This window comes from Actinomadura oligospora ATCC 43269 (assembly GCF_000518265.1).
GTDB classification, from domain to species: domain Bacteria; phylum Actinomycetota; class Actinomycetes; order Streptosporangiales; family Streptosporangiaceae; genus Spirillospora; species Spirillospora oligospora.
Map to the genome: position 1 here is coordinate 22143 of NZ_JADG01000023.1, position 23506 is coordinate 45648.

At 72.9% G+C, this 23506-nt stretch carries 21 protein-coding genes; 14 read left to right on the top strand and 7 right to left on the bottom strand.

Annotated elements, in window-relative coordinates:
* Position 1: 1 nt before the first annotated feature.
* From pucL to alc, 8 genes are all read left to right on the top strand, one after another.
* Positions 2-889 carry a factor-independent urate hydroxylase gene (gene pucL, locus P696_RS0129815; RefSeq protein ID WP_026415193.1) on the top strand — a complete coding sequence of 296 codons (888 nt, stop codon included), beginning with the start codon at positions 2-4 and terminating at the stop codon, positions 887-889.
* A gap of 13 nt (positions 890-902) precedes the next feature.
* Positions 903-1778: an FAD binding domain-containing protein gene (locus tag P696_RS0129820; RefSeq protein ID WP_026415194.1), complete on the top strand. Its 876-nt coding sequence runs from the start codon at positions 903-905 to the stop codon at positions 1776-1778.
* The gene (locus tag P696_RS0129825; protein WP_026415195.1) at positions 1778-2263 is read left to right on the top strand and encodes a (2Fe-2S)-binding protein; all 486 of its coding nucleotides are present in this window, start codon (positions 1778-1780) and stop codon (positions 2261-2263) included. The genes P696_RS0129820 and P696_RS0129825 overlap by 1 nt, the downstream gene beginning before the upstream one ends.
* Positions 2260-3609, top strand: coding sequence for an 8-oxoguanine deaminase (locus P696_RS0129830; protein WP_245627869.1), 1350 nt, complete (start codon positions 2260-2262; stop codon positions 3607-3609). The genes P696_RS0129825 and P696_RS0129830 overlap by 4 nt, the downstream gene beginning before the upstream one ends.
* Before the next feature lie 2 nt (positions 3610-3611).
* On the top strand, positions 3612-5930 hold the full coding sequence (locus tag P696_RS0129835) for a xanthine dehydrogenase family protein molybdopterin-binding subunit (protein WP_084338396.1): 2319 nt from the start codon (positions 3612-3614) through the stop codon (positions 5928-5930).
* Positions 5931-6058: 128 nt separating this feature from the next.
* A complete protein-coding gene (locus P696_RS0129840; RefSeq protein ID WP_084338418.1) occupies positions 6059-7198 on the top strand; it encodes a glycerate kinase in 1140 nt (379 codons plus the stop codon).
* Positions 7199-7210: 12 nt separating this feature from the next.
* Positions 7211-8557 (top strand): allantoinase AllB, encoded by a 1347-nt coding sequence (allB, locus tag P696_RS0129845; RefSeq protein WP_026415199.1) that lies wholly within the window; start codon positions 7211-7213, stop codon positions 8555-8557.
* Entirely contained in the window at positions 8554-9561 is a 1008-nt protein-coding gene (gene alc, locus P696_RS0129850; protein WP_026415200.1) for an allantoicase, read from the top strand. Before allB ends, alc begins: the two co-directional genes overlap by 4 nt.
* A 78-nt stretch (positions 9562-9639) precedes the next feature.
* On the opposite strand, the gene P696_RS0129855 is transcribed toward alc, so the two are convergent.
* From P696_RS0129855 to P696_RS0129875, 5 genes are all read right to left on the bottom strand, one after another.
* The gene (locus P696_RS0129855) at positions 9640-10113 is read right to left on the bottom strand and encodes a carboxymuconolactone decarboxylase family protein (protein WP_026415201.1); all 474 of its coding nucleotides are present in this window, start codon (positions 10111-10113) and stop codon (positions 9640-9642) included.
* Between the two features lie 151 nt (positions 10114-10264).
* Positions 10265-11284 carry a hypothetical protein gene (locus P696_RS49045; protein WP_026415202.1) on the bottom strand — a complete coding sequence of 340 codons (1020 nt, stop codon included), beginning with the start codon at positions 11282-11284 and terminating at the stop codon, positions 10265-10267.
* Entirely contained in the window at positions 11281-11646 is a 366-nt protein-coding gene (locus P696_RS53105) for a hypothetical protein (RefSeq protein ID WP_026415203.1), read from the bottom strand. The genes P696_RS49045 and P696_RS53105 overlap by 4 nt, the downstream gene beginning before the upstream one ends.
* 111 nt (positions 11647-11757) lie before the next feature.
* Positions 11758-11994 carry a DUF397 domain-containing protein gene (locus P696_RS57590; RefSeq protein WP_026415204.1) on the bottom strand — a complete coding sequence of 79 codons (237 nt, stop codon included), beginning with the start codon at positions 11992-11994 and terminating at the stop codon, positions 11758-11760.
* A 91-nt stretch (positions 11995-12085) separates the two neighbouring features.
* Positions 12086-12688 (bottom strand): TetR family transcriptional regulator, encoded by a 603-nt coding sequence (locus P696_RS0129875; RefSeq protein WP_026415205.1) that lies wholly within the window; start codon positions 12686-12688, stop codon positions 12086-12088.
* 211 nt (positions 12689-12899) lie between these two features.
* Between P696_RS0129875 and P696_RS0129880 the strand changes: the two genes are divergently transcribed.
* The 5 genes from P696_RS0129880 to P696_RS0129900 are packed head-to-tail and all read left to right on the top strand — an operon-like array spanning position 12900 to position 19315.
* Positions 12900-14558, top strand: coding sequence for an AMP-binding protein (locus P696_RS0129880; protein WP_084338398.1), 1659 nt, complete (start codon positions 12900-12902; stop codon positions 14556-14558).
* A 1-nt stretch (position 14559) separates the two neighbouring features.
* Positions 14560-15639: an acyl-CoA dehydrogenase family protein gene (locus P696_RS0129885; protein WP_026415207.1), complete on the top strand. Its 1080-nt coding sequence runs from the start codon at positions 14560-14562 to the stop codon at positions 15637-15639.
* 3 nt (positions 15640-15642) lie between these two features.
* Positions 15643-16815, top strand: coding sequence for an acyl-CoA dehydrogenase family protein (locus P696_RS0129890; RefSeq protein WP_026415208.1), 1173 nt, complete (start codon positions 15643-15645; stop codon positions 16813-16815).
* A 26-nt stretch (positions 16816-16841) separates the two neighbouring features.
* On the top strand, positions 16842-18155 hold the full coding sequence (locus P696_RS0129895; protein WP_026415209.1) for an OB-fold domain-containing protein: 1314 nt from the start codon (positions 16842-16844) through the stop codon (positions 18153-18155).
* Positions 18152-19315 (top strand): lipid-transfer protein, encoded by a 1164-nt coding sequence (locus P696_RS0129900; RefSeq protein ID WP_026415210.1) that lies wholly within the window; start codon positions 18152-18154, stop codon positions 19313-19315. Before P696_RS0129895 ends, P696_RS0129900 begins: the two co-directional genes overlap by 4 nt.
* Here the strand turns inward: P696_RS0129900 and P696_RS0129905 are convergent.
* On the bottom strand, positions 19302-20888 hold the full coding sequence (locus P696_RS0129905) for an immunity 49 family protein (RefSeq protein WP_157429995.1): 1587 nt from the start codon (positions 20886-20888) through the stop codon (positions 19302-19304). The genes P696_RS0129900 and P696_RS0129905 overlap by 14 nt on opposite strands.
* A gap of 118 nt (positions 20889-21006) precedes the next feature.
* The gene (locus P696_RS0129910; protein WP_026415212.1) at positions 21007-21654 is read right to left on the bottom strand and encodes a TetR family transcriptional regulator; all 648 of its coding nucleotides are present in this window, start codon (positions 21652-21654) and stop codon (positions 21007-21009) included.
* A gap of 143 nt (positions 21655-21797) precedes the next feature.
* Here P696_RS0129910 and P696_RS0129915 point away from each other — a divergent pair, with 143 nt between their 5' ends.
* The gene (locus tag P696_RS0129915; protein ID WP_034487769.1) at positions 21798-23393 is read left to right on the top strand and encodes an MFS transporter; all 1596 of its coding nucleotides are present in this window, start codon (positions 21798-21800) and stop codon (positions 23391-23393) included.
* Positions 23394-23506: the final 113 nt, after the last annotated feature.

Sequence of the window (23506 nt, forward strand, 5' to 3'; positions counted from 1 at the left end):
GATGGGCATCGTTCTCGGCCCCAACCGTTACGGGAAGGCGGAGGTGCGTGTCGTCCGGGTCACCCGGGACGGCGGGATCCACCGGATCAAGGACCTGAACGTCGGCATCGCGCTGTCCGGGGACATGGACGAGGTCCACCTGTCCGGCGACAACGCCGCCGTGCTCACCACGGACGCGCAGAAGAACACGGTGTTCGCGTTCGCCAAGAAGCACGGCGTCGGGGAGATCGAGGAGTTCGCGCTGCTGCTCGCGCGGCACTTCGTCGACTCGCAGCCGACGATCCACCACGCGCGGGTCGAGATCGAGGAGTACGGCTGGGACCGCGTCCCGGTCGAGGACGGCCCGCCCGGCGAACGGCATTCGTTCGTCCGGAGCGGGGCCGAGACGCGGACCTGCCTCGTCCACAGCGACGGGACCGGCGGCGAGGAGTCGGTGGTCTCGGGGCTGACGGACCTGGTCGTCCTGAACAGCACCGGCAGCGAGTTCCACGGATTCATCAAGGACGAGTACACGACCCTCGCCGAGACCGACGACCGGATCCTCGCGACGGCCGTGACCGCCCGATGGCGGCACCGGGGCCTCGACGCGGATTGGGCGACCTCTTACAGGCAGGCCAGGAAGAGCCTTCTGGACGCGTTCGCCGGGACGCACTCGCTGTCGCTTCAGCAGACGCTGTACGCGATGGGCCGCCGCGTCCTGACCGAGGACCCGGAGGTCTGCGAGGTGCGGCTGGTGATGCCGAACAGGCACCACTTCGCCGTCGATCTCTCCCCGTTCGGGCTCGACAACCCCAACGAGGTCTTCTTCGCCGCCGACCGCCCGTACGGGCTGATCGAGGGGACGGTCTTGGACGACGAAGCGCCGGGTTCGAATTCGGCATGGAAGTGAGAGTCTGGGAAATATGGACTTCCTCAGGCCGCTGACCTGGGCGGACGCGCTCGCCGCCCAGGCCGCGCAGCCCGGCGCGACGCCGGTCCAGGGCGGCACGGACGTCATGGTCGAGATCAACTTCGACGCGCGGCGGCCGGAGGCGCTGCTCGACCTCAACCCCGTCCGGGAGCTGGCGGAGCACGAGACCCTGCCGGACGGCACGCTCCGCGTCGGCGCGGGCGTCCCGTACGTCCGGTTGATCTCCGAGCTGGGGGACCGGCTGCCCGGCCTCGCCCAGGCGTCCCGGACGGTCGGCTCGCCGCAGATCCGCAACCGGGGCACCGCGGGCGGGAACCTCGGCGCGGCCTCGCCCGCCGGGGACTGCCACCCGCCGCTGCTCGCCTCGGACGCGATCGTCGAGGTCGAGTCGTCCGCGCGCGGCACCCGGCTGATCCCGGTCGCGGAGTTCTTCACCGGGGTGAAGCGGAACGCGCTGGAGCCGGACGAGCTGATCCGCGCGATCCGCGTCGCCCCGGCGTCCGGGCCGCAGTACTTCGCCAAGATCGGCACCCGGAACGCGATGGTGATCGCGGTCTGCTCGTTCGCGATCGCCCTGCACCCGGCGGAGCGCCGGGTCGGGACGGGCATCGGGTCGGCCGCGCCGACGCCGCGCCGCGCGACGGCCGCCGAGGAGTTCCTGTCCGGCGAGCTGGACTGGGACGGACGCGGACCGCTGTCGATCTCGGCCGCGCGGCGGTTCGGCGACCTCGTCCGGGAGGCGGCTGCCCCGATCGACGACGTCCGAGGAACCGCCGACTACCGCAGGCACGCCCTGTCGGTCTTGGCGCGCCGCACGCTGACGTGGGCTTGGAACGACTACCGCGCGGACCGGGAGGAGGCGTCCTGATGCGGGTGAACGTGACCGTCAACGGCGCGAAGAAGACCGTGGACGATGTCTGGGAGGGCGAGTCCCTGCTGTACGTCCTGCGTGAGCGGATGGGCCTCCCGGGCTCGAAGAACGCTTGTGAGCAGGGCGAATGCGGTTCCTGCACGGTGTATTTGGACGGCGTTCCGGTCTGCGCGTGCCTGGTCGCGGCCGGTCAGGCGGAGGGCCGCGAGGTCCGCACCGTCGAGGGCCTCGCGCCGGACCCGGACCGGGAGGAGCTGGACCCCGTCCAGCAGGCGTTCCTGGAGGCGGGCGCGGTGCAGTGCGGCTTCTGCACGCCGGGCCTGGTCGTCCAGTCGCACGACCTGCTGGAACGGGTGCCCGAGCCGTCCGACGCGGAGATCCGCGAGGCGCTCGCCGGGAACCTGTGCCGCTGCACCGGCTACGAGAAGATCCTGGACGCGGTGCGCCTGGCGGCGCGGCGGAAGGCCGAGGCGAAGCAGTGATCGTCATCGAGAACGCGCACGTCGTGACCGTCACCGGGGACGAGCACCCCGGCGGGCACCTGGTGATCGAGGACGACCGGATCACCGCCGTCGGCCCCGGCCCGGCCCCGGTCGCGGAGGGCGGTGAGCGGATCGACGGAACGGGCCTGCTCGTCACGCCCGGCCTGGTCAACTCCCACCACCACCTGTACCAGTGGGCGTCGCAGGGGATCGCGCCCGACCACACGCTCTTCGAGTGGCTCGTGGCGTCCTACCCGGTGTGGGCGCGGATGGACGCCGAGGTCGTCGCGGGCGCGGCGTCCGCCGGGCTCGGCTGGCTCGCCAAGTCGGGCTGCACGACGTCCACCGACCACCACTACGTCTTCCCCAAGGGACGCGGTGACCTGTTCGCGGCGGAGATCGAGGCGGCGCGCGAGCTGGGCGTCAGGTTCCATCCGTGCCGCGGCTCGATGGACCGGGGCGTCTCGCGGGGCGGCCTCCCGCCGGACGAGGTGGTCGAGGACCTGGACACGATCCTGGCCGAGACCGAGGCCGCGATCGACCGGTACCACGACGCGTCCCCGGGCTCGATGCTGCGGATCGCCGTCGCGCCCTGCTCGCCGTTCTCGGTCTCAAAGGAGCTGCTGGTCGGGTCGGCCGGGCTCGCCCGCGCGAAGGGCGTCCGGCTGCACACCCACCTCGCCGAGACGCTGGACGAGGAGGAGCACACCCGCGAGCAGTTCGGCATGACCCCGGTCGAGTACATGGACTCGATCGGCTGGCTCGGCCCGGACGTCTGGCTCGCCCACTGCGTCCACCTGCACGACACCGACGTCAAGCGGCTCGCGGAGACCGGCACCGGCACCGCGCACTGCCCGTCGTCCAACGCGCGGCTCGGCGCGGGCGTCGCCCGGGTCCCGGCGCTGCTGGAGGCGGGCGCGCCGGTCGGCCTCGGCGTGGACGGCGCGGCGTCGGCCGAGATGGTGCCGCTCGCCGGGGAGATCCGGCAGGCCGTCTATATGCAGCGCGCGAAGAACGGGCCGACCGCGCTGACCGCCCGGCAGGCGCTGGAGATGGCGACCTTGGGCGGCGCGCGCTGCCTCGGACGCCAGGACGAGATCGGCTCGCTGGAGCCCGGCAAGCTCGCCGACGTCGCGTTGTGGCGGGTCGACGGCTTCCACGCGGCGATCGACGACCCCGTGGTCGCGCTCGCCCACGGCGCGACGCCGCCGCTGGAACGCCTGCTCGTCGGCGGCCGGACGATCGTCCGCGACGACACGCTCGTCTCCGTCCCGCAGGACGAGGCCGCACGGCGCGGCGCCGCCGCCCACCGCCGCCTCATGGACCTCGCCGAGGAGGTGCTGTAGCGATGCCGCCCAGGAGCACGGCCACTCCCGTGAAGTCGCCGGGACACGTGGAGACCCACGGCCAGGGAGGCGTGGGGGACAGCCCGGTCCGGCCGGACGGCACGCTCAAGGTCGCGGGCGAGTTCGCCTTCGCGTCCGACCTGTGGATCGACGGGATGCTGTGGGGCGCGACGCTCCGCAGCCCGCATCCGCGCGCCCGGATCGTGTCGCTCGACATCGGGCCCGCGCTGGCCGTGCCGGGCGTCCGGGCCGTCCTCACCCACGAGGACGTGCCGGGCAGCCGGTTCTACGGCATCGACGGCGCGGGCGACCAGCCGGTCCTGGCGATCGACCAGGTCAGGCACGAGGGGGAGCCGATCGCGCTGGTCGCCGCCGACCATCCGGAGACGGCGCGGAGGGCCCTCGGGAAGATCGCGGTCGGGTTCGAGGTGCTGGAGCCGATCACCGACGCCCGCGCGGTGATCGCGGACCCGGAGAACCTCAAGGTCCAGCCGCTCGGCGGCATCACGCGCCACCAGCCCGTCCGCGTCGGCGACGTGGACGCGGCGCGCGCCCACGCCGAGGTCGTCGTCTCCGGTGAGTACGAGGTCGGCATCCAGGACCAGGCGTTCCTCGGCCCGGAGTCCGGCCTGGCGATCCCGTCCGAGGACGGCGGGCTCGACCTGCACGTGTCCACGCAGTGGATGCACAACGACCTCAAGCAGATCGCGCCCTGCCTCGGCCTCCCCGAGGACCGGATCCACATGACCCTCGCGGGCGTCGGCGGCGCGTTCGGCGGACGCGAGGACCTGTCGATGCAGATCCACGCGGGCATGCTCGCGCTGCACACAGGACGTCCGGTGAAGATGTCCTACAACCGGTACGAGTCGTTCTTCGGGCACGTCCACCGGCATCCGGCGATGATGCGGTACGAGTACGGCGCGAGGGCGGACGGCACGCTCGTCTACGCCGACGTCGAGATCGTCCTGGACGGCGGCGCGTACACCTCCTCCACGCTGAACGTCACGGGCAACGCGGCGTCGCTCGGCGTCGGGCCGTACGAGATCCCGAACATCCGGATCGACGCCTACGGCGTCTACACGAACAACCCGCCGTGCGGGGCGATGCGCGGGTTCGGCGCGGTCCAGGCGTGCTTCGCGTACGAGGCGATGATGGACAAGGTCGCCGCCGCCTGCGGGCTGTCGCCGCTCGAGGTCCGCCGCCGCAACGCCGTCTCCCAGGGCTCCAGGCTCGCGACCGGGCAGGTCATCGACTCGCCCGCGCCGCTCGCCGAGATGCTGACCCGGCTCGAGGCGATGCCGATGCCCCCGGACGCCGACACCTCCGACCTCCGGAACCTGCCGGGCGGCGTCTCCCAGACCACGCACGGCGAGGGCGTCGTGCGCGGCGTCGGGTACGGCGTCGGCATCAAGAACATCTGCTTCTCCGAGGGCTTCGACGACCTCTCGACCGCCCGCGTCCGGCTGGAGGTGATCGGCGGGGAGGCGACCGCGCTCGTCCACACCGCCGCGGCCGAGGTCGGGCAGGGCCTGGTGACGCTCCAGACGCAGATCGCGCGGACGGAACTGGGCGTCCGGCGGGTGACGATCGCGCCCGCCGACACCGGGGTCGGCGACGCCGGGTCGTCGTCGGCGTCCCGCCAGTCGTACATGACGGGCGGCGCGGTGAAGGCCGCGTGCGAGGCCGTCCGGGGCGTCCTGCTGGAGCGGGCCGCCGGGCGGTTCGGGCGCCACGACCTGACGCTGGTCGGCGGGAAGGTCGTGTCACGCGAGGCCGGGCCGCTGGCGACGATCGAGGAGGCCCTCGGGGACGCGGTGATCGAGGAGACCCGCGAGTTCCACCACCGGCCCACGCAGAAGATGGATCCGGTGACCGGCCAGGGGAACTCCCACTCGCAGCTCGCGCTGTGCGTGCACCGCGCGGTCGTGGACGTCGACACCGAGCTCGGGCTGGTCAAGGTGGTCGAGATGGCCGCCGTCCAGGACGTCGGGAAGATCATGAACCGGCTGTCGCTGGAGGGGCAGATCCACGGCGGCTCCGCGCAGGGGCTCGGCCTCGCGCTGATGGAGGAGATCGTGGTCTCCGGCGGCGTCGTCCGGAACCCGTCGTTCACCGACTACCTCATCCCGACCATCCTCGACATGCCGCCGATGCGGATCGACATCCTGGAGAACCCCGACCCCGCCGCGCCGTACGGGCTGCGGGGCGCGGGGGAGCCGCCGACGCTCTCGTCCACCCCGGCGATCGTCGCGGCCATCCGCGACGCCACCGGCAGGGCGCTGAGCCGGGTTCCGGTCCGTCCGGAGCACATCGTGGCGTGAGCGATGGGGACGAAACGGGCGGCGCGACGCCGCGCGCCCGGAACGAGCGCTGCGGGGAGCTTCCCGGCCGGTCCGGCCGCGATCATGATGGATCGTCGGCTCAAGCCGGACGCCGAGGGAGTGTGACGATGCGGGACCACGTGGTGATCGCGCCCGACAAGTTCAAGGGCTCGCTGACGGGGGCCGAGGCCGCCGCGCACGTGGCCGCCGGGCTGCGGCGCGTCCGTCCCGGGGTCCCGCTCACCCTGCTGCCCGTCGCGGACGGCGGCGACGGCACCGTGGACGCCGCCGTCGCGGCCGGTTTCTCCCGGGTCCGGACGGCCGTGACCGGGCCGACCGGGGAACCGGTCGTCGCGTCCTACGCGGTGCGCGGCACGACCGCCGTGGTCGAGCTGGCCGAGGCGTCCGGGCTGCGCAGGCTTCCCGGCGGCGAGCCCGCGCCGCTCACCGCGTCCAGCCGGGGGACGGGCGAGCTGGTCGACGTGGCGCTGCGCGGCGGCGCGCGGCGGATCGTCCTCGGCCTCGGCGGCTCGGCCTGCACCGACGGCGGAGCCGGGATGGCGGCGGCGCTGGGCGTCCGGTTCCTGGACGAGGACGGCGCGGACCTGCCGCCGGGCGGGGCCGCGCTGCGGCGGCTGGCGTCGATCGACCCCGGCCCGCTGCCGTCCCGGATCGCGGACGTCGAGGTGGTCGTGGCCAGCGACGTCGACAGCCCGCTGCTCGGCCAGGACGGCGCGGCGGCCGTGTTCGGGCCGCAGAAGGGCGCGTCCGCGACGCAGGTCCGGGAGCTGGAACAGGGCCTTGTCCGGCTGGCGTCCGTGGCCGACATGGCCGCTGCCCCTCGGCAGGGGGCGGCGCACGAGCGGGCGGGCGCGGGCGCGGCGGGAGGCGTCGGGTTCGGCGCGATGGCGTTCTTCGGAGCGACCGTCCGCCCCGGGATCGGCTTCCTGCTCGACCTGCTCGGTTTCACGGACGCGGTGCGCGGCGCGCGGCTGGTCGTCACGGGCGAGGGCTCGCTCGACCGGCAGTCGCTGCGCGGCAAGGCCCCGGTCGGCGTCGCGAAGGCCGCCGCGCGCGAGGGCGTCGACACGATCGCCGTCGCCGGACGCCGCGCCCTGACCGGCGAACAGCTCCGCAAGGCCCGCATCCAGGACGTTTTCGCGCTCACCGATATCGAACCCGACCCCGTCCGCTGCATGGCGGAGGCGGGACCGCTGCTGGAGCGCCTCGCCGCCGAGCGGATCGCTCCGGCCTGGCTGACCGAGTGAGGAGAGGCGAACGTGACCGATGACCTGGTGATCCGCTCGCGCCGCGCCGTCCTGCCGGACGGGGAGCGGCCCGCCGTCGTCGCCGTCCGGGACGGGCGGATCACCGCGATCGCGGCGCACGACGCCCCGCTGCGCGCCGGAGCGGAGATCGATCTCGGTGACCTCGCGCTACTGCCCGGACTCGTGGACACGCACGTGCACGTCAACGAACCCGGCCGGACGGAGTGGGAGGGTTTCGCGACCGCGACCCGCGCGGCGGCGCGCGGCGGCGTCACGACGCTGATCGACATGCCGCTCAACTCCCTGCCGCCGGTGGTCGACGTTTCCGCGCTGGAGGTGAAACGCGCGGCGGCGTCCGGGGCCGTCCACGTGGACGTCGGGTTCTGGGGCGGCGCGGTGCCGGGAAACCTGCCTGAGCTGCGCCCCCTGCACGTGGCCGGGGTGTTCGGTTTCAAGTGCTTCACCGCCGACTCGGGCGTCCCGGAGTTCCCGCCGCTGCCGCCCGGGGAGATGGATGAAACGTTCCGCGAGATCGCCGCGCTGGACGGCCTGGTCATCGTCCACGCCGAGGACCCCGCCGTCCTCGCCGAGCCGTCGTCGGGCGAGTACGCCGACTTCCTGGCGTCCCGCCCGCCGTCGGCCGAGCGGTCGGCGGTCGAGCAGGTCATCCGGCTCGTCGAGCGGACGGGCGTCCGCGCGCACATCCTGCACCTGTCGGCGGCCGACTGCCTGGAACCGCTGGCCGAGGCCCGGTCGCGCGGCCTCCCGATCAGCGCCGAGACCTGCCCGCACTACCTCACGCTCTGCTCGGCGGACGTCCCGTCGGCGGACGCCACGGCGTACAAGTGCTGTCCGCCCATCCGCGACGCCGCCAACCGCGACGCGCTCTGGAAGGGCCTGGCCGACGGCGTCATCGACTGCGTCGTCACCGACCACTCGCCTTGCACACCCGAACTGAAACGCGGCGACTTCGTGACGGCGTGGGGCGGCGTCTCGTCCCTGCAACTCGGCCTGCCCGCCGTCTGGACGGCCGCCCGCGAGCGCGGCCACTCGCTGCACGACGTCGTCCGGTGGATGGCCGAGGGGCCGTCCGCGCTGGCCGGGCTGACGTCCCGGAAGGGACGCGTCGCCGTCGGCAACGACGCCGACCTGGTCGCGTTCGCCCCCGACGAGTCCTTCACGGTCGTCCCGGGCGACCTCGAACACCGCCACCCCGTGACGCCCTACGCGGACCGCACGCTCACCGGGGTCGTCCAGGCGACCTGGCTGCGCGGCGAGACCGTGACCGGAGCTCAGGACGGCGCTCCGCGGGGCGTCCTGCTGAGCCGTCCCCGACCGTCGAACGGAGCCGCGACATGACCGATTTCTCCGCCCTCCCGGACCTCGCCCTGCGCACCCTGGGCGGATCGGTGCTCGCGGCGAGCGACGAGTCGTTCGCCGCGAAGGAGAACCTGATCAACCCGTGGACGCCCGGGTTCTCGCCGCGGACCTTCGGCGCGAAGGGGCAGGAGTACGACGGCTGGGAGACCGCCCGCCGCCGCCCCGGCCCGGACGGCGGTCTCGGCCACGACCAGGCGCTCGTCCGGCTCGGACTACCGGGCGTGATCCGTGGCGTGGTGATCGACACCGCCTGGTTCAAGGGCAACTACCCGCCGCACGCCTCGGTCGAGGCCTGCGCGGCGGGCGGTTACCCGAGCCCGTCCGAACTGGCGGACGCCGACTGGACGGAGATCGTCCCGAGGAGCCCGCTCCTCGGCGACGCCGTCCACGAGTTCCCGGTGGACGTCGAACGCCGCTTCACCCACGTTCGGCTGCACATGTTCCCGGATGGCGGGATCGCCCGGCTGCGCGTCCACGGCGAGGTGGTCCCGGACCCGTCCTTCCTGACCGGCCTCACCGTCGACCTGGCCGCGCTGGAGAACGGCGCGCGCGTCATCGAATGCAGCGACAGGTTCTATTCGTCGCCCGACAACATGCTTTTCCCCGGCCTCGCCCGGAACCAGGCCGAGGGCTGGGAAACGGCACGCCGACGCGACGGCGGAAACGACTGGGTGGTCGTGAGACTGGCCGCGCCCGGCAGAATCACCGTCGCCGAATTCGACACCACGAACCTCAAATTCAACGCCCCGGCCGAGGTCTCCCTTTCCGTCAGCGCTGACGCTTCCGAGTGGCGGGAGATCCTGCCGAGAACGCGTCTCCAGCCTGACACCCGGCACCGTTTCCGCCTCGACTCGGACGCCGAGGCGGCCTACGTCCGGGTCGACGTCCACCCTGACGGCGGCCTGGCCCGCCTCCGCCTCCCGGGCGTCCTCACCCCGGCCGGAGAACGGGCCGTCCGCGACCGCTACGAGGCGCTGACCTGAGCTGCCGTCCGTGACCGCTGCGAGGCTCTGGCCTGAGCGGACGTCCGGACCGAGACCGGCCCGGACGTCCCGCCGCGGTCAGTACCCGAACTGCCCGGGCGTGTAGTCGCCCCCGAGCTGCCTGTTGATGACGCCCATCCGGTTGCTGGCGTTGATCAGCGAGACGATCACCAGCAGGTCGGCGAGTTCCGCCTCGTCATAGTGCTTGGCGGCGTTCTCCCACACCTCGTCCGGGACGCCCCGGCCGTCGGCGATCCGCGTCCCCTCCTCGGCCAGTTCGAGCGCCGCGCGCTCGGCGTCGGTGAAGACGTTCGACTCCCGCCACGCCGCGACCAGGTTGATCCGCGTGGCGCTCTCGCCGCCGTGCGCCAGGTCCTTGCCGTGCGCGTCGGTGCAGTATCCGCAGCCGTTGATCTGGCTGGCCCGCAGCATCACCATGTCGCGGGTGGCCGCCGGAAGCGTCGACTCCTTGATAATGGCCATGCTCGCCGCGCCGAAGTGCTTCAGCGCCTTGGCGGCGACCGGGTTCGCGAACAGATCCAAGCGAGGCATCTTCTTACTCCCTGATCTCCATGAACGGTTCGCCATGAAGATGCCGGAGCCCCTTCTCGCGTGACAGATTTCGAATGTGACCTGCGTCATACGAAAAGGGAGGGCCCCGCAGCCGATCCGGCTGCGGGGCCTTGTGCCGCCGATCCAAGGGTCAGTCCTTGGCGGCGTCCTGCTTCGGAGTCGAGAGGGCCTCCGCGATCGGGCTCTGCGGAGGCGGTGGGGCCTGCGACGCGGCCTCCGGCGCCTTGGACGTCAGCGACTCGGCGACCGAGACCGGCGGCACCCAGCCAGGCTCGGGAGCCGGGGGCATCGACGGCAGGGACGGCTTCAACGGCGCCGTGATCTTCGGTGCCGCCGCCGCGGCGGGCCGCGGGCCGGCCTCGTTCCCCGGCGTCAGGATGCGGGGCTCGCGCTCCGGGATCAGACCCGGCGCGGGCTTGATCGCGGGCGAGGGGACGTCCATCTTGCGGCGGGCCCCCCTGCGGGACCGCGACCGGCCGCCCGGGCCCCCGCCGCGCCCGCCGCCGCCCATCCCGCCCATCGGGATGCCGATCATCGGGACGACGGTCTGGTTCGACTGGTTGCCGTTGTGGTCGGAGGGCTTGTCGTCCTTGCCGTCGCCGTCCTTGTCGTTCTCGGACGGCGTCGAGGACGGATCGGCGGAGGCCAGCCGCACACCGCGGCGCCGGGGAGGCGGCGGGGCGTCGGCCGCGCCGTCGATCTTCTCCGGGAACGCGTGCCAGAGCTCGGCGATGCGGGCGTTCAGACGCCGCATGTACTGGTCGACGTCGTCCGGGGCGGTGCCGTGGTCGGGGGCGTGCTCGACGTACCAGGGCAGGATCTCGCCGCCGTAGGCGCGCAGCGCCTCGCCCATCGTGCGGGCCGCCGCGAGCAGGTGCTCGGAGTCGGCGAACAGGCGGCGCAGCGCGGCCAGGGACGGGGACGCTTCGGCCTCCGGGTCCTCCGCATGGCGCCGGACGAGGTGGAAGAGCAGGTCGCGGAGCTCGGCCAGGCGGCGGGCCGCGTCCTCGTAGGAGGCGGCGGCGGTGGCGACGTCCGCGGGGTCGGTGCCGCGGAGCAGGTCGCGGACCTTGTCGGGGTCGGCGTGCCCGCCGGCCGTGTCGGCCGGGGGGTTGCCCGTGCGGATGGGAGCGTGGCGGGGGTCGGTCATGGGGTCTCCTGCGGGCCGCCGTCCAGGAGTTCGCGGACGCGCCCGACGCGGTCGACGGTGTCGTCCTCGGCGTCCCGGACGGTGTCGGCCGTGCGTTCCAGGGCCTCGGCGGCGGCCAGGATCTCGGTGAAGAGCAGCCGGTAGGCCGCGCTGAACTCGGCGTGCCCGCGGCCGGCCGTCTCGGCCAGGGTGCGGGCGGCGTCCCAGCCGCCGAACGCGGCGGCGGGGGTGTTCGTCCGGACGGTCACGTCGGCCGGGGATCCCGGCCCGCTCGGGCGCGCGAGCTCGCGGCGGAGCAGCGCCGCCGCTCCCCGGGTGAACTCGTGGTCGTGCGCCGTGCCCCCGTGGTTCGGTTCGGTCACGAGACGACTCTCCCTGGTGATCGGTAGAGGGCGCCATCCTCGCGGAGGGCCGCCGTCCGGGTCAAACCGGACGGCGGCCCCATGAGCGCACCTTCGACGCGTCCCGGGAGGTCAGGCCTGGGCCGGGGGCTCCTCCTCCAGGAGGTCGTCGAACTCGCCGTCCTTGACGCCCGCGACGAACGCGTCCCACTCGGCCTCGGTGAAGTAGAGGACGGGGCCGTCGTCGTCCTTGGCCGAACGCATCACGACGGCCCGCTCACCGAACTCCTTGTGGTTCACCGGGACGTCCTTGCCATCGATGAACTCGATGATGACGCCATCGGTGACGATCGGTTCCTGGTTGTTCACTGCCACCCCTTCGAGGCCGGTCCGCGGACGCCCCCAGCCTAGAACGCGCGGCCCTCCGGCGGGCCCGCGAACGCCGCGGCGGCTGCCCCGTCTAGAAGTCGTGGAGGAGGCGCGCGGCGGCGACCTCGAGGCGGGCCTGGGCCTCGTCGGCGGTGGCGTGGCCGCGCAGCATCTCGATCATCTCCATCGTCCAGACGCTGGCCAGGGCCTTCGCGAGGACGTACCGGCGGTCGCCCGGGGGGACGGCGACGTCGCGGCCGACGGACGCGCGCAGCAGCAGCCCGGCCATGCGGTCGCCGAAGTCGGTCTTGACGTCCGAGAGCAGCAGGGAGCGGATCAGGGCCTCGGCGAGTTCGGGTTCGCGCATGAGGCCGCGGGTCGCGCGCATGAGGACGTCGACGGCGCGTCGGTGCGCGGCGTCGGTGCGCGGCGGACGGCGCTCGATGCTGCCCTCGAGGAGGTCGAGCTCCTCGCTGACGACCGCGACGACCAGGTCCATCTTGGACGGGAAGTAGCGGTAGAGGGTGCCGAGGGCGACCCCGGCGCGCTCGGCGACCGTGCGCATCTGCATCGCCTCGACGCCGCCGCGGGACGCGAGCGCGGCGGCGGCCTGGACGATCCGGCGGCGCCGCTGGTGCTGGCTGCGCGACCGCGCCCCGCCCCGGGGCGCGTCACCGCCCGGGGCCTCGTCCACCGCGGGGACGGCGGGTTCCTCGGTCGGCTGGTCGCCGGTCACGGCCTGTTCTGCGCTCACCGGACCAGCCTACAGGTAAGACAGGAACGTGTTATTTGAACGCGGTTCGGTTTGGCGGCCCGGCGGCGGCTCACGGCGGTGGGAGGGGGTGAGGACGCCTCTGGACACTGACTAGAATCTGTTCTAGTTTTGCGGCCGGGAGGTGACGCCCGTGACCGTTGCGGAACTGCTCGCGGCCCGCGCCGCCGACGACCGTCCGGGGCTCGCCTGCGCCGACGACGGGCGGCGCTGGAGCTGGCGCGAGGTCGTCGCCGAGTCCGCCGCCCGCGCCGCGTGGATGGCGGCCCGCCGCCCGGGCGACCGTCCGCTGCACGTGGGCGTGCTCCTCGACAACCTGCCCGAACTCGTGTTCCTGCTATGCGGGGCCGCGTTGTCCGGGAACGTCGTGGTCGCGCTGAATCCGACGCGCGGGGCCGCCGAACTCGCGGGGGACGCGTGCCGCGCCGACTGCGACCTGGTCGTCCACCAGCCCGAGTACACGACGCTCGCGCAGGGGACGGCCGTCCGGACCAGGGGTTTCGCCGACCGCACCCGCGAGGTCGCCGAACTGTCCGAACACGAGCGCGCCATCGCCGAGTACGCCGGGGCGGGCCTGCCCGACACGGCCGGGATCGACGACGCCACGCTGATGATGCTGATCTTCACCTCGGGCACGTCGGGACGGCCGCGCGCCGTCCGGGTGACGCACCGCAAGGTCGTCGTGCCCGGGGAGAACCTGGCGGGACGGCTGCTCAAGCCCGAGGACGTCGTGTACTGCCCGATGCCGCTGTTCCACTCCGGCGCGATCATGGCGGCGTTCGCGCCCGCCCTGGCCGCCGGGGCGGAACTGGTCGTCCGGTCGCGGTTCAGCGCGTCCGGGCTGCTGCCGGACGTGCGCGCGCACGAGTGCACGTACCTGCACTACGTCGGCAAGGCCCTGTCGTACGTGGTCGCTACGCCGACCAAGCCGGACGACGCCGACAACCCGCTGAAGATCGCGTTCGGTAACGAGGCCGCGCCGCTGGAGCAGAAGACGTTCGGCGAGCGTTTCGGCTGCTTCGTCGTCGACGCGTACGGCTCCACGGAAACGGCGATCAGCCTGTCGCCCGACCCCTTCGGACCGTCCGGCGCGCTCGGGAGACTCGCCCCCGGGATCAAGATCCTCGACCCGGACACCGGCGGGGAGTGCCCGCCCGCGCGCCTCGACGCCGCCGGACGCGTCACCAACCCGGACGAGGCGATCGGCGAGCTCGTCAATACCACCGGCGACGGCCTGTTCGACGGCTACTACAAGGAAGACGCCCCCGACCGGCTCCGCGACGGCATGTTCTGGAGCGGCGACCACGTCTACCGCGACGAGGACGGCTACGTCTTCTTCGCCGGGCGCGCCGCCGACCGGCTCCGCGTGGACGGCGAGAACTTCGGGGCCGTCCAGGTCGAGCGGGTGCTCGCCGCGTTCCCCGGCGTCCGGCAGCTCGCGGTGTTCGGCGTCCCGGACGCGGCGTCCGGCGACCAGGTGATGGCCGCGCTCGTCACCGAGACCGGCGAGTTCGACCCGCGCGCCTTCACGGCCTTCCTGAAACAGCGCGACGACCTCGGCCCGAAGTGGCCGCCCCGGTACGTGCGGGTGGCGCGGGAACTGCCCGCCACACCGTCCAACAAGATCCTCAAACGTGCGCTGGCCAAGGACGGCTGGCGCACCGACGACCCGGTGTGGTGGCGGCCCGGCCGCGACCTCGCCTACCGCCGGATGACCGCCGTCGACGCCGCGGCGCTCGCCGCCGAGTTCCGGCGGCGCGGACGCCAGCACCTCCTGGAAGGGAGCGCCTGAGTTGGAATTCGACCTCGACGAGGCCCAGCGCGAGTTGCGGAGCCTCGCCGCCGACCTGCTCGGCAGGGAGGCCGCGCCGCAGCGCCTCGAAGCGTTCGAGAAGGCCGGCGCGGCCTACGACCCGGCGATCTGGAAGGCGCTCGCGCAGGCCGGGCTGCTCGGCGTCGTGGTGCCGGAGCGGCAGGACGGCGCGGGCCTCGGCCCGGTCGAGCTGACCGTCCTGCTGCGGGAGATCGGCGCGCACGTCGCGCCCGTCCCGGCGTACGCGACGCTCGCGCTGGCCGCCCTGCCGATCGCCCTGACCGGCACGGACGCGCAGAAGGAGCTGCTCGCGGGCGTCGCGTCCGGCGAGACCGTCCTGACCGGCGCGTACCGGGAGGTCGGGCCGTCCGGCACGGTGGAGACGACCGCGCGCTGCGGGCGGCTGACCGGCGTCAAGACCTATGTCCCGTACGCGGACGAGGCGTCGCACCTGCTCGTCCCGGCGCGCACGGACGACGGAACGATCCAGGTGCACGTGGTCGAGCGGTCCGAGGTGGCGGTCGTGCCGCAGCCGTCCGCGACGTCCGAGCCGCTGTCGCGGGTCGAGCTGGACGGCGCGCGCGGCACCCCGCTCGGCGCGGGCGGCTGGGACGCCTTCCGCCGCTCCGCGGTCACCGGCGCCGTCGCGCTCTCGTCCGGCGTGATCGAGGGCGCGCTGGGACTGACCACCGAGTACGTCAAGACGCGCGAGCAGTTCGACCGGGCCCTCGCCCAGTTCCAGGCCGTGACCATGCAGATCGGCGACGTGTACATCGCCAAGCGCGCGCTGGACGTCGCGGTCTGGGCGGGCGCGTGGCGGTTCGCGACCGGCGCGGACGACACCGACGAGGTCCTCGCGATCGCCGCGTACAACGCGTCCGACCCGGTGGTGAAGGCGCTCTACACCTGCCAGCACCTGCACGGCGGCATCGGCCTGGACGTGACCTACCCGCTGCACCGCTACTTCGCCTGGGCCAAGCAGGCCGGGCACCTGCTCGGCGGCGCGGAGGACCAGCTCGACACCCTCGGCGCGCTCGTCGCCGCTCAGGAGGTTCAGTAGCCGATGTTCATCGACCTCACCGGCGAGCAGAAGAAGCTCCGCGCCGAGTTGCGCGACTACTTCCGGGGCTGCCTCACCAAGGCGCAGCGCAGGCGCATCGCGGACGACCCGTTCGGCGAGCACTACATGGAGCACTGCAAACGCCTCGGCCGTGACGGCATGCTCGGTGTCGCCTGGCCGAAGGAGTACGGCGGACGCGGCTACGGCCCGGTCGAGCAGCAGATCTTCGCCAACGAGATCGCGCGCGCCGAGGTCCCGTACCCGATCATCACGCTGAACTCGGTCGCCCCGACGATCCTGCAGTACGGGACGGACGAGCAGAAGGCGTTCTTCCTGCCGAAAATCTTCGCGGGGGAGTGCCACTTCGCGATCGGCTACAGCGAGCCGGGCGCGGGCACCGACCTGGCGTCCCTGCGCACCACGGCCGTCAGGGACGGCGACCACTACGTCGTCAACGGCCAGAAGATCTTCACGTCCGGCGCGCACTACTCCGACTACGTCTGGCTCGCCGCCCGCAGCGATCCTGATGCGAAGAAGCACAAGGGCATCTCGATGCTCATCGTCGACTGCAAGGACCCCGGGTTCTCCTGGACGCCGATCGTCACCATGGACGGCCGCCACCACACGAACTCGACCTACTACCAGGACGTCCGGGTCCCGGCGGACATGCTCATCGGCGAGGAGCACAAGGGCTGGGACCTCATCGTCAACCAGCTCAACCACGAGCGCGTCACGCTCGGCCCGGCCGGGAACATCGGCCACACCTACGACCGGTTCGCCGCCTGGGCGCGCACCGCGACCGGACGCGACGGACGCCCGCTCATCGAGGAGCCCGCCGTCCGCCGCGCCGTCGCCCAGGTGTACGCCTACCTGCGGGTCAACGAGCTGCTGAACTGGCAGGTCGCGGCGAACATGGACCTCGGCTGGCTGGGCGCGGCCGACGCGTCCGCCACCAAGATCTACGGCTCGGAGCGGATGCAGGACGTCGGCCGGATCGTCGGCGACACCCTCGCCCGGTACGGCGATCCCGGCGACCCGGCGACCGCCGAGTTCCTCGAGATCCTGGACCACGGCGTGAAGGGCGCGATCGTGCTGACCTTCGGCGGCGGCGTGAACGAGATCCAGCGCGAGCTGATCGCCATGATCGGCCTCGGCCTGCCCCGCGCACCCCGGTGAGGAGCCCTGTGCAAGGCGAACCGACAGTGCAAGGCGAACCGGCGGTCCACGACGAGCTGATGGCGCTCGCCGAGCGGCTGGTCGCGGCCGGTGAGCAGCCCGCGCCGCCGTGCCCGGACGCGGTGAACGCGGCGATGGTCCGGCACTGGACGCAGGCGCTCGGCGACGCGTCCGGGGCCTGGGAGGACGTGGCCCCGCCCGCGATGATCCAGGTCTGGTCGATGCCGGGGCTCGGCGCGAAGAAGGCCGGATCGGTCGCGGACGACCCGCTCCGCCTGCTCAACGAGAACGGCTACACCGGCGTCGTCGCTACCAACTGCGACCAGACCTACGACCGGTATGTGAAGGTCGGTGAGCGGCTGCGCTCGACCATGCGGTTCGGCGGCGTCGCGGGGCCGAAGCGGACCGCCATGGGCGAGGGCTACTTCGTGACGTGGTTCCAGTCCTGGTACGACGAGGACGACCGGCGCGTCGCCGAGATGCTGTTCCGGGTGCTGAAGTTCCAGCCGAAGCGACGCGGCGGGGGCGGCAGGCCGTCCGGCGCGAAGCCCGGGAAGTACCCGCTGCGGCCCACGATCGGCCTCGACACCCGGTACTTCTGGGACGGCGTGGACGACGGCGAGCTGCGTGTCCAGAGCTGCGCCGACTGCGGCGCGCTGCGGCATCCGCCCGGCCCGATGTGCCCGGAGTGCCACTCCACGAACCGGACGTACACCAAGGCGAGCGGACGCGGCGTCGTGCACAGCTTCGTCGTCCACCACCATCCGCCCGTCCCCGGCCGCACCCCGCCCTACGTGGTCGCGGTCGTCGAACTGGAGGAGGGCGTCCGGATCCTCGGCAACGTGATCGGCTGCGAGCCGTCCGAGGTCGAGGTGGACATGCCCGTCCGCGTCGTCTTCCAGCACATGGACGACGAACTCGTCCTCCCGCAATGGACCCCGTCGGACGCCCCCGACCCGGAACCACCGGCGGAGGAGGCGGAACCGGACGGGCTGCGTATCGAGCTGACCCCGACGTTCGTCATCGCGACCGCGCTCGCGACGCGCGACTTCACACCCGTCCACCACGACACCGAGCTGGCCCGCGCGCAGGGCTCGAAGGACATCTTCGTCAACATCCTGACGTCGATCGGACTCGTCCAGCGGTTCGCGCTGGAGACCGTCCCGGGCGGGGAGCTGGAGAGCATCCGCGTGCGGCTCGGCGTCCCGGCCTACGCGGGCGACACGCTGACGCTCACCGGCGAACGCGCCGACGACCGCACGCTCACGGTGCGCGGAGCGGTCAGCCTCGGCGACCACCTGACCGCGACCGTCACGTTCACAGAGGGGGAGGCGCGGTGAGCCTGTCCGGCAAGGCGGCGATCGCCGGGATCGGCGCGACCGAGTTCTCCAAGGACTCCGGCCGCTCGGAGCTGCGCCTGGCCGCCGAGGCGTGCCTCGCCGCGATCACCGACGCGGGCCTGACCCCCGCCGACGTGGACGGCCTGGTCACCTTCACCGCCGACGCGAACGCGGAGATCGCCGTCCAGCGCGAGCTCGGCATCCCGTCCCTGCGGTTCTTCTCCCGCGTGGACTACGGCGGCGGCGCGGCCTGCGGCACCGTCGCGCACGCCGCGATGGCCGTCGCGACCGGGCAGGCGGACGTCGTGGTCTGCTACCGGGCGTTCAACGAACGGTCCGGGCACCGGTTCGGGCAGGCCAACAAGGGCGGCGGCGCGGGCTCGCTCGGCATGGAGTTCTCCTGGCACCTGCCGTACGGGTTCGCGACCCCGGCCGCGTGGGTCGCCATGCAGGCCCGCCGCTACATGCACGAGTACGGCGCGACCAGCGAGGACTTCGGACGCGTCGCCGTCGCCATGCGCGGGCACGCCGCGACGAACCCGAAGGCGTGGTTCCACGGCCGTCCGATCACCCTGGAGGAGCACCAGGCGTCCCGGTGGATCGTCGAGCCGCTGCACCTGCTCGACTGCTGCCAGGAGTCGGACGGCGGGCAGGCGATCGTCGTCACCACCGCCGAACGCGCCCGTGACCTGCCGAACCGTCCCGTCCTGATCGCGGGCGCGGCGCAGGGCACCGGCCCCGGCCAGATGATGATGTTCTCCTACTACAGCGGCGACATCGCGACCCTGCCCGCGATGGGCAGGGTCGGCGAGCAGCTGTGGCGGCAGGCGGGACTCGGGCCGGACGACGTCCAGACCGCGATCCTGTACGACCACTTCACCCCGTTCGTCCTGATCCAGCTGGAGGAGCTGGGGTTCTGCGGACGCGGCGAGGCCAAGGACTTCCTCAAGGACGGCGGCATCGAACTCGGCGGACGGCTGCCGGTGAACCCGCACGGCGGCCAGCTCGGCGAGGCCTACATCCACGGCATGAACGGCATCGCCGAGGGCGTCCGCCAGGTCCGGGGCACCTCGGTGAACCAGGTCCCGGACGTGACGAACGTGCTGGTCACGGCCGGGACCGGCGTCCCGACCAGCGGCCTGGTCCTCACCGCGGGCTGAGGCCCTCGACGACGGCGCGCGGGAGGAAGTCGGACTCGACCCGCACCGGGATGCCCCGGTCGTGCGCGAGGCAGGCCAGCCCGAGCGCCTCGAAGTTCAGCTGCCCGTCCGGATCGCCGATGCGGTCGCCCGCGCTGTAGAAGTCGGCGAAGAGCCCGAGCGCCTCGGCGAGGACGGCGTTGAAACCGTCCGCGTCGTCTTCGAGGATGCGGTCCAGCAGGCGGAACCGGGGGTTGGACAGGCATTCCCACCAGTCGTCGCCGGACGTTTTCGCCAGTGCCGTCCGCATGTGCGGACGCGGGTCCTCGCCCCGCAGGACGGCGTGACACGCGCGCGCGTACGAGCCCGTGTGCTGGACCCTGGTGCGGAGGTCGCCGGAGTCGAAGGCGGCCAGGATCGCGAGATCCGCCTGCGACCGGACGGTCCAGGCGAGCGCGACGGCCCGCGCGTACGTCCAGTCGTTCGCGTCATCGACCGGTCCGGACGCGGGCAGCTCGTCGGTACGTCCGTCGAGTGTGACCGCGATCGGCGTGCCCTGCGGCACCGACGCCAGCCGGAACGCCGCCGCGTGAGCCTCGCTCGCCAGGACCAGCGCCTTCGCGTACGCGGGGTCCTCGGCGCGCGGGTCGAGGACAGAGCGGAACGTGAGCGCCAGCAGCTCGCCGCTCCCGGCGTCCTCCATGGCCTTGAAGCGGTACTGGACCAGGACGGACGGGCTGAACGCGTGCTCCACCCGGTTCCGGGCGCGCTTTTCGCGGCCCTCCAGCCACTTCGCGGCACGGTCGGCGTCGAAGTCGGGGCGCGCGACCGGGCCGTCCGCGCCGGGCTTCCTCGGCCCCGCGCGCGTGATCAGCCGGACGGGCAGGTAGCCGGACTCGACCTCGATCGGCAGACCGGCCTCGTGCGCGAGCGCCGCCAGGGCCAGCGGGCCCCAGGCGATCAGGTCGCGCGGCCTCCGCCCGGCGAGCTCGCGGTGCTTCTCCAGCGCCGTGACCAGGGCGGCGTTGAACGCGGCGGCGTCGCCCTCGGCGATCGCGCGCAGCATGGCGCCCTCGGGCGTGTCCGGGTAGTCCTCGGCCGGGCCCTCGTCCCAGAAGACGCGGAGGGCCCGCATGAAGGGGAACTCGTCCTCCTTCTCGGGGAGGGCCTCGACCAGCCCGTACAGCGTGCCGAGGAGGCCGTCGTCGCCGGCGGCGACCGCGACCCGGTACGCCTGGACCCAGTCGACGGCGCTCAGGGACTCCTCGTACTCCTGCGTGAAGCCGAACCCGACACCGAGGTACTCGACCCAGGCGCGGACCGAGCCGCCGACCGGGACGGTCTGGGCGCGCGCGTAGTCCCGGTACAGCTCGGCGGCCGAGGACAACGCGAGCCAGGTCTCGCGGGTCTCCACGCGCGGGTCGAGCCCGGCCGTCCGCGCCGCCGCGTAGTCCAGCAGGGAGTCGGCGAGCATCTCGATGCCGGTCGGGCCGCCGTACTGGGCGAGCTTGGTCTCCCGGTCCAGGTCGTCCGGAACGGCCGCCAACGCGGACGAGATGGTCTCTTCGGAGAAATCGTGACGATCAACGCGCATGGGGCGCGATCGTAGCGATCCCCAGAGACAGCGGGCCCCGGGTTCGGCGGCACCGGGCGCGAGACCAGCGGATCACCGAACGCGGGCCCGTGGGATCACCGAGCGCGGGCCCGAGGGATCAGCAGTTCCCGAAGCCCTTCTCCAGGACCTCGAAGGCGGCGTCGAGGACCTCGGTGAACGAGCCGTAGCCGTCGAGGCCCGTGCGGTAGACGTCGGCGGAGACCATGAACGCGGTCGAGACCATCGCGGCGAACATCCGGGGCCGCAGGTCGGTCTCGGGGTCGGCGCCCATCCGGGCGGCGATCACGCGGGTCATCTCGTCGTTCTTGCGGCGGGTGCGCTCCATGCTGCCGGCCCGCAGCCCGGGGCTCTCCTCGGTGAGCCGCATGAGGCAGTCGAACCGGGACATGGGCCGGTCGGCCCCGCCCTCGGCCTCCAGGGCCTCCACCAGGAGGGTCCCGGCGATCCGCATCGCGGTCAGCACCGACTCCTCCGGAGGACGCTGGGCGAACGCGTCGAGGACCGCGTAGAACTGCTCCTCCTGCGAGGTCAGCGCCACGTCCTCCTTGGAGGCGAAGTAGCGGAAGAAGGTGCGGGCCGACACGTCCACGGCGTCGGCGATCTCCTCGACCGTGGTGGCCTCGTACCCCTTCTCGCCGAACAGCCGGAACGCCGCGTCCAGGAGGGCCTCGCGGGTCGCCTGCTTCTTGCGTTCGCGCCGTCCGGGAGGCGGGGTGGGGTGGGTCTCGGGAGCGGGCGCGGTCATGGCCGGATTGTAGCGGGACATCCGACCTCCGTCCAGGATTGTGTCAGCATGTGTCTTACGTCATGAGGTGAAGCATGGCGCTTGACGACATGTGTCACATCATGACAGTTTAACGCTACCAACCTCCTCACCAAGGACTCCTCATGGCACAGACATCGAGCGCCGAAATCCTCCGTCCACCGGTCGACACACCGGCCCGGGCCCGTCCGGGCCACGGCCACCCCTGGCTGACGCTGGTCGCGGTCGCGCTCGGCGTGATGATGGTCGGCCTGGACGCGACGGTCGTCTCGGTGGCCAACCCCGCCATCGCCCGTGACCTGCACGCCTCGCTGTCCGGCCTGCAGTGGGTCACCAACGCCTACCTGCTCGCCCTGGCCGTCTCGCTGATCCCGGCCGGGAAGATCGCCGACCGGTTCGGCCGCAAGCGCACCTTCCTCGCCGGGGTGGTCGGGTTCGCCGTCGCCTCGCTCGCCATCGGGCTGTCCGGCGGGCTCGGCATGGTCGTGTTCTGGCGCGTCGTGCAGGGCTTCGCGGGGGCGCTCCTGCAACCGGCCAGCCTCGCCCTGCTGCGCAACACCTTCCCGCCCGAGCGGCTGAACGCCGCGATCGGCATCTGGGGCTCCACGGTCGGCATCTCCATCGCGGGCGGCCCGATCGTCGGCGGCCTGCTGGTCGAGCACGTCAACTGGGAGTCGGTGTTCTTCCTCAACGCCCCGCTCGGCGTGATCGCGCTGGTGACCGGCCTCTGGGTGATCCGCGAGTCGAAGGACGAGGAGGCCGCCGGGTCGTTCGACCTGCCCGGCGTCGCGCTGCTCACCGGGTCCCTGTTCTTCCTGGTCTGGGGCCTGATCAAGGCCGGTGAGCACGGCTTCGGGCACACCACCCCGCTCGCGTCGTTCGGCGCGGCGGCCGTGCTGATGGTCGCGTTCGTGGTGAACGAGCTGCGCGCCAAGAGCCCGGTGCTGCCGCTCTCGCTGTTCCGCTCGGTGTCGCTGTCGGCCGCGACCCTGCTGATCGTGCTCGGCTTCTTCGCGATGTTCGGGACGATCTTCTTCATCACGCTCTACATGCAGGCCGTGCACGGCATGACCCCGGTCCAGTCCGGCGTCCGGATGCTGCCGATGACCGGCATCTTCATCGTCGCCTCGCCCATCGCCGGGTTCCTGACCAGCCGGTTCGGTCCCCGGGTGCCGCTGGCGCTCGGCATGGCGTTCACCGCCGCCGCGATGTTCGGCCTCTCCCGGATCGGCGTGGACGCCCCCTACAACCAGATCTGGCCCTGGTTCGTCCTGGTCGGGCTCGCGTTCGGCATGGTGATCGTCGCGGGGACCGAGGCCATCGTCGGCAACGCCCCCGCGCACCTCGCCGGGGTCGCGGGCGGCCTCCAGCAGACCGCCTCGCAGCTCGGCGGCGTGCTCGGCACCTCGGTGCTCGGCGTGCTGCTGTCCACCAAGGTCGGCAACGTGCTCACCGACCGGCTGACCGGCGCGGGCGTCCCGGCCCCGGCGGCGCACCAGCTCGCGGGCCAGACCGGCCTGGTCTCGCAGGGCGTCGCGCCCGTCCCGCCGGGCACTCCGGAACCGGCCGCGCACGCGATCACCAACGGCAGCCACCTGGCCTTCATGGACGGCTTCCAGAGCTCGCTGACCGTCGCGGGCATCGTGGCCGCCGTCGCGGTGCTGGCCGCCCTGGCCGTCCGGAAGGGCGAGAGCCCGGTCGAGGGCGTCGCCGTCGGCTGATCCCGCCGGAAACCTATCTGGATCGCCACAGCCTCCTAACCCTGGACGATCCGCGCGTCCGTGCCGCGTTCCCCCTCCGCCCTCGGAGGGGACGCGGCACGACGCGCGAGGTC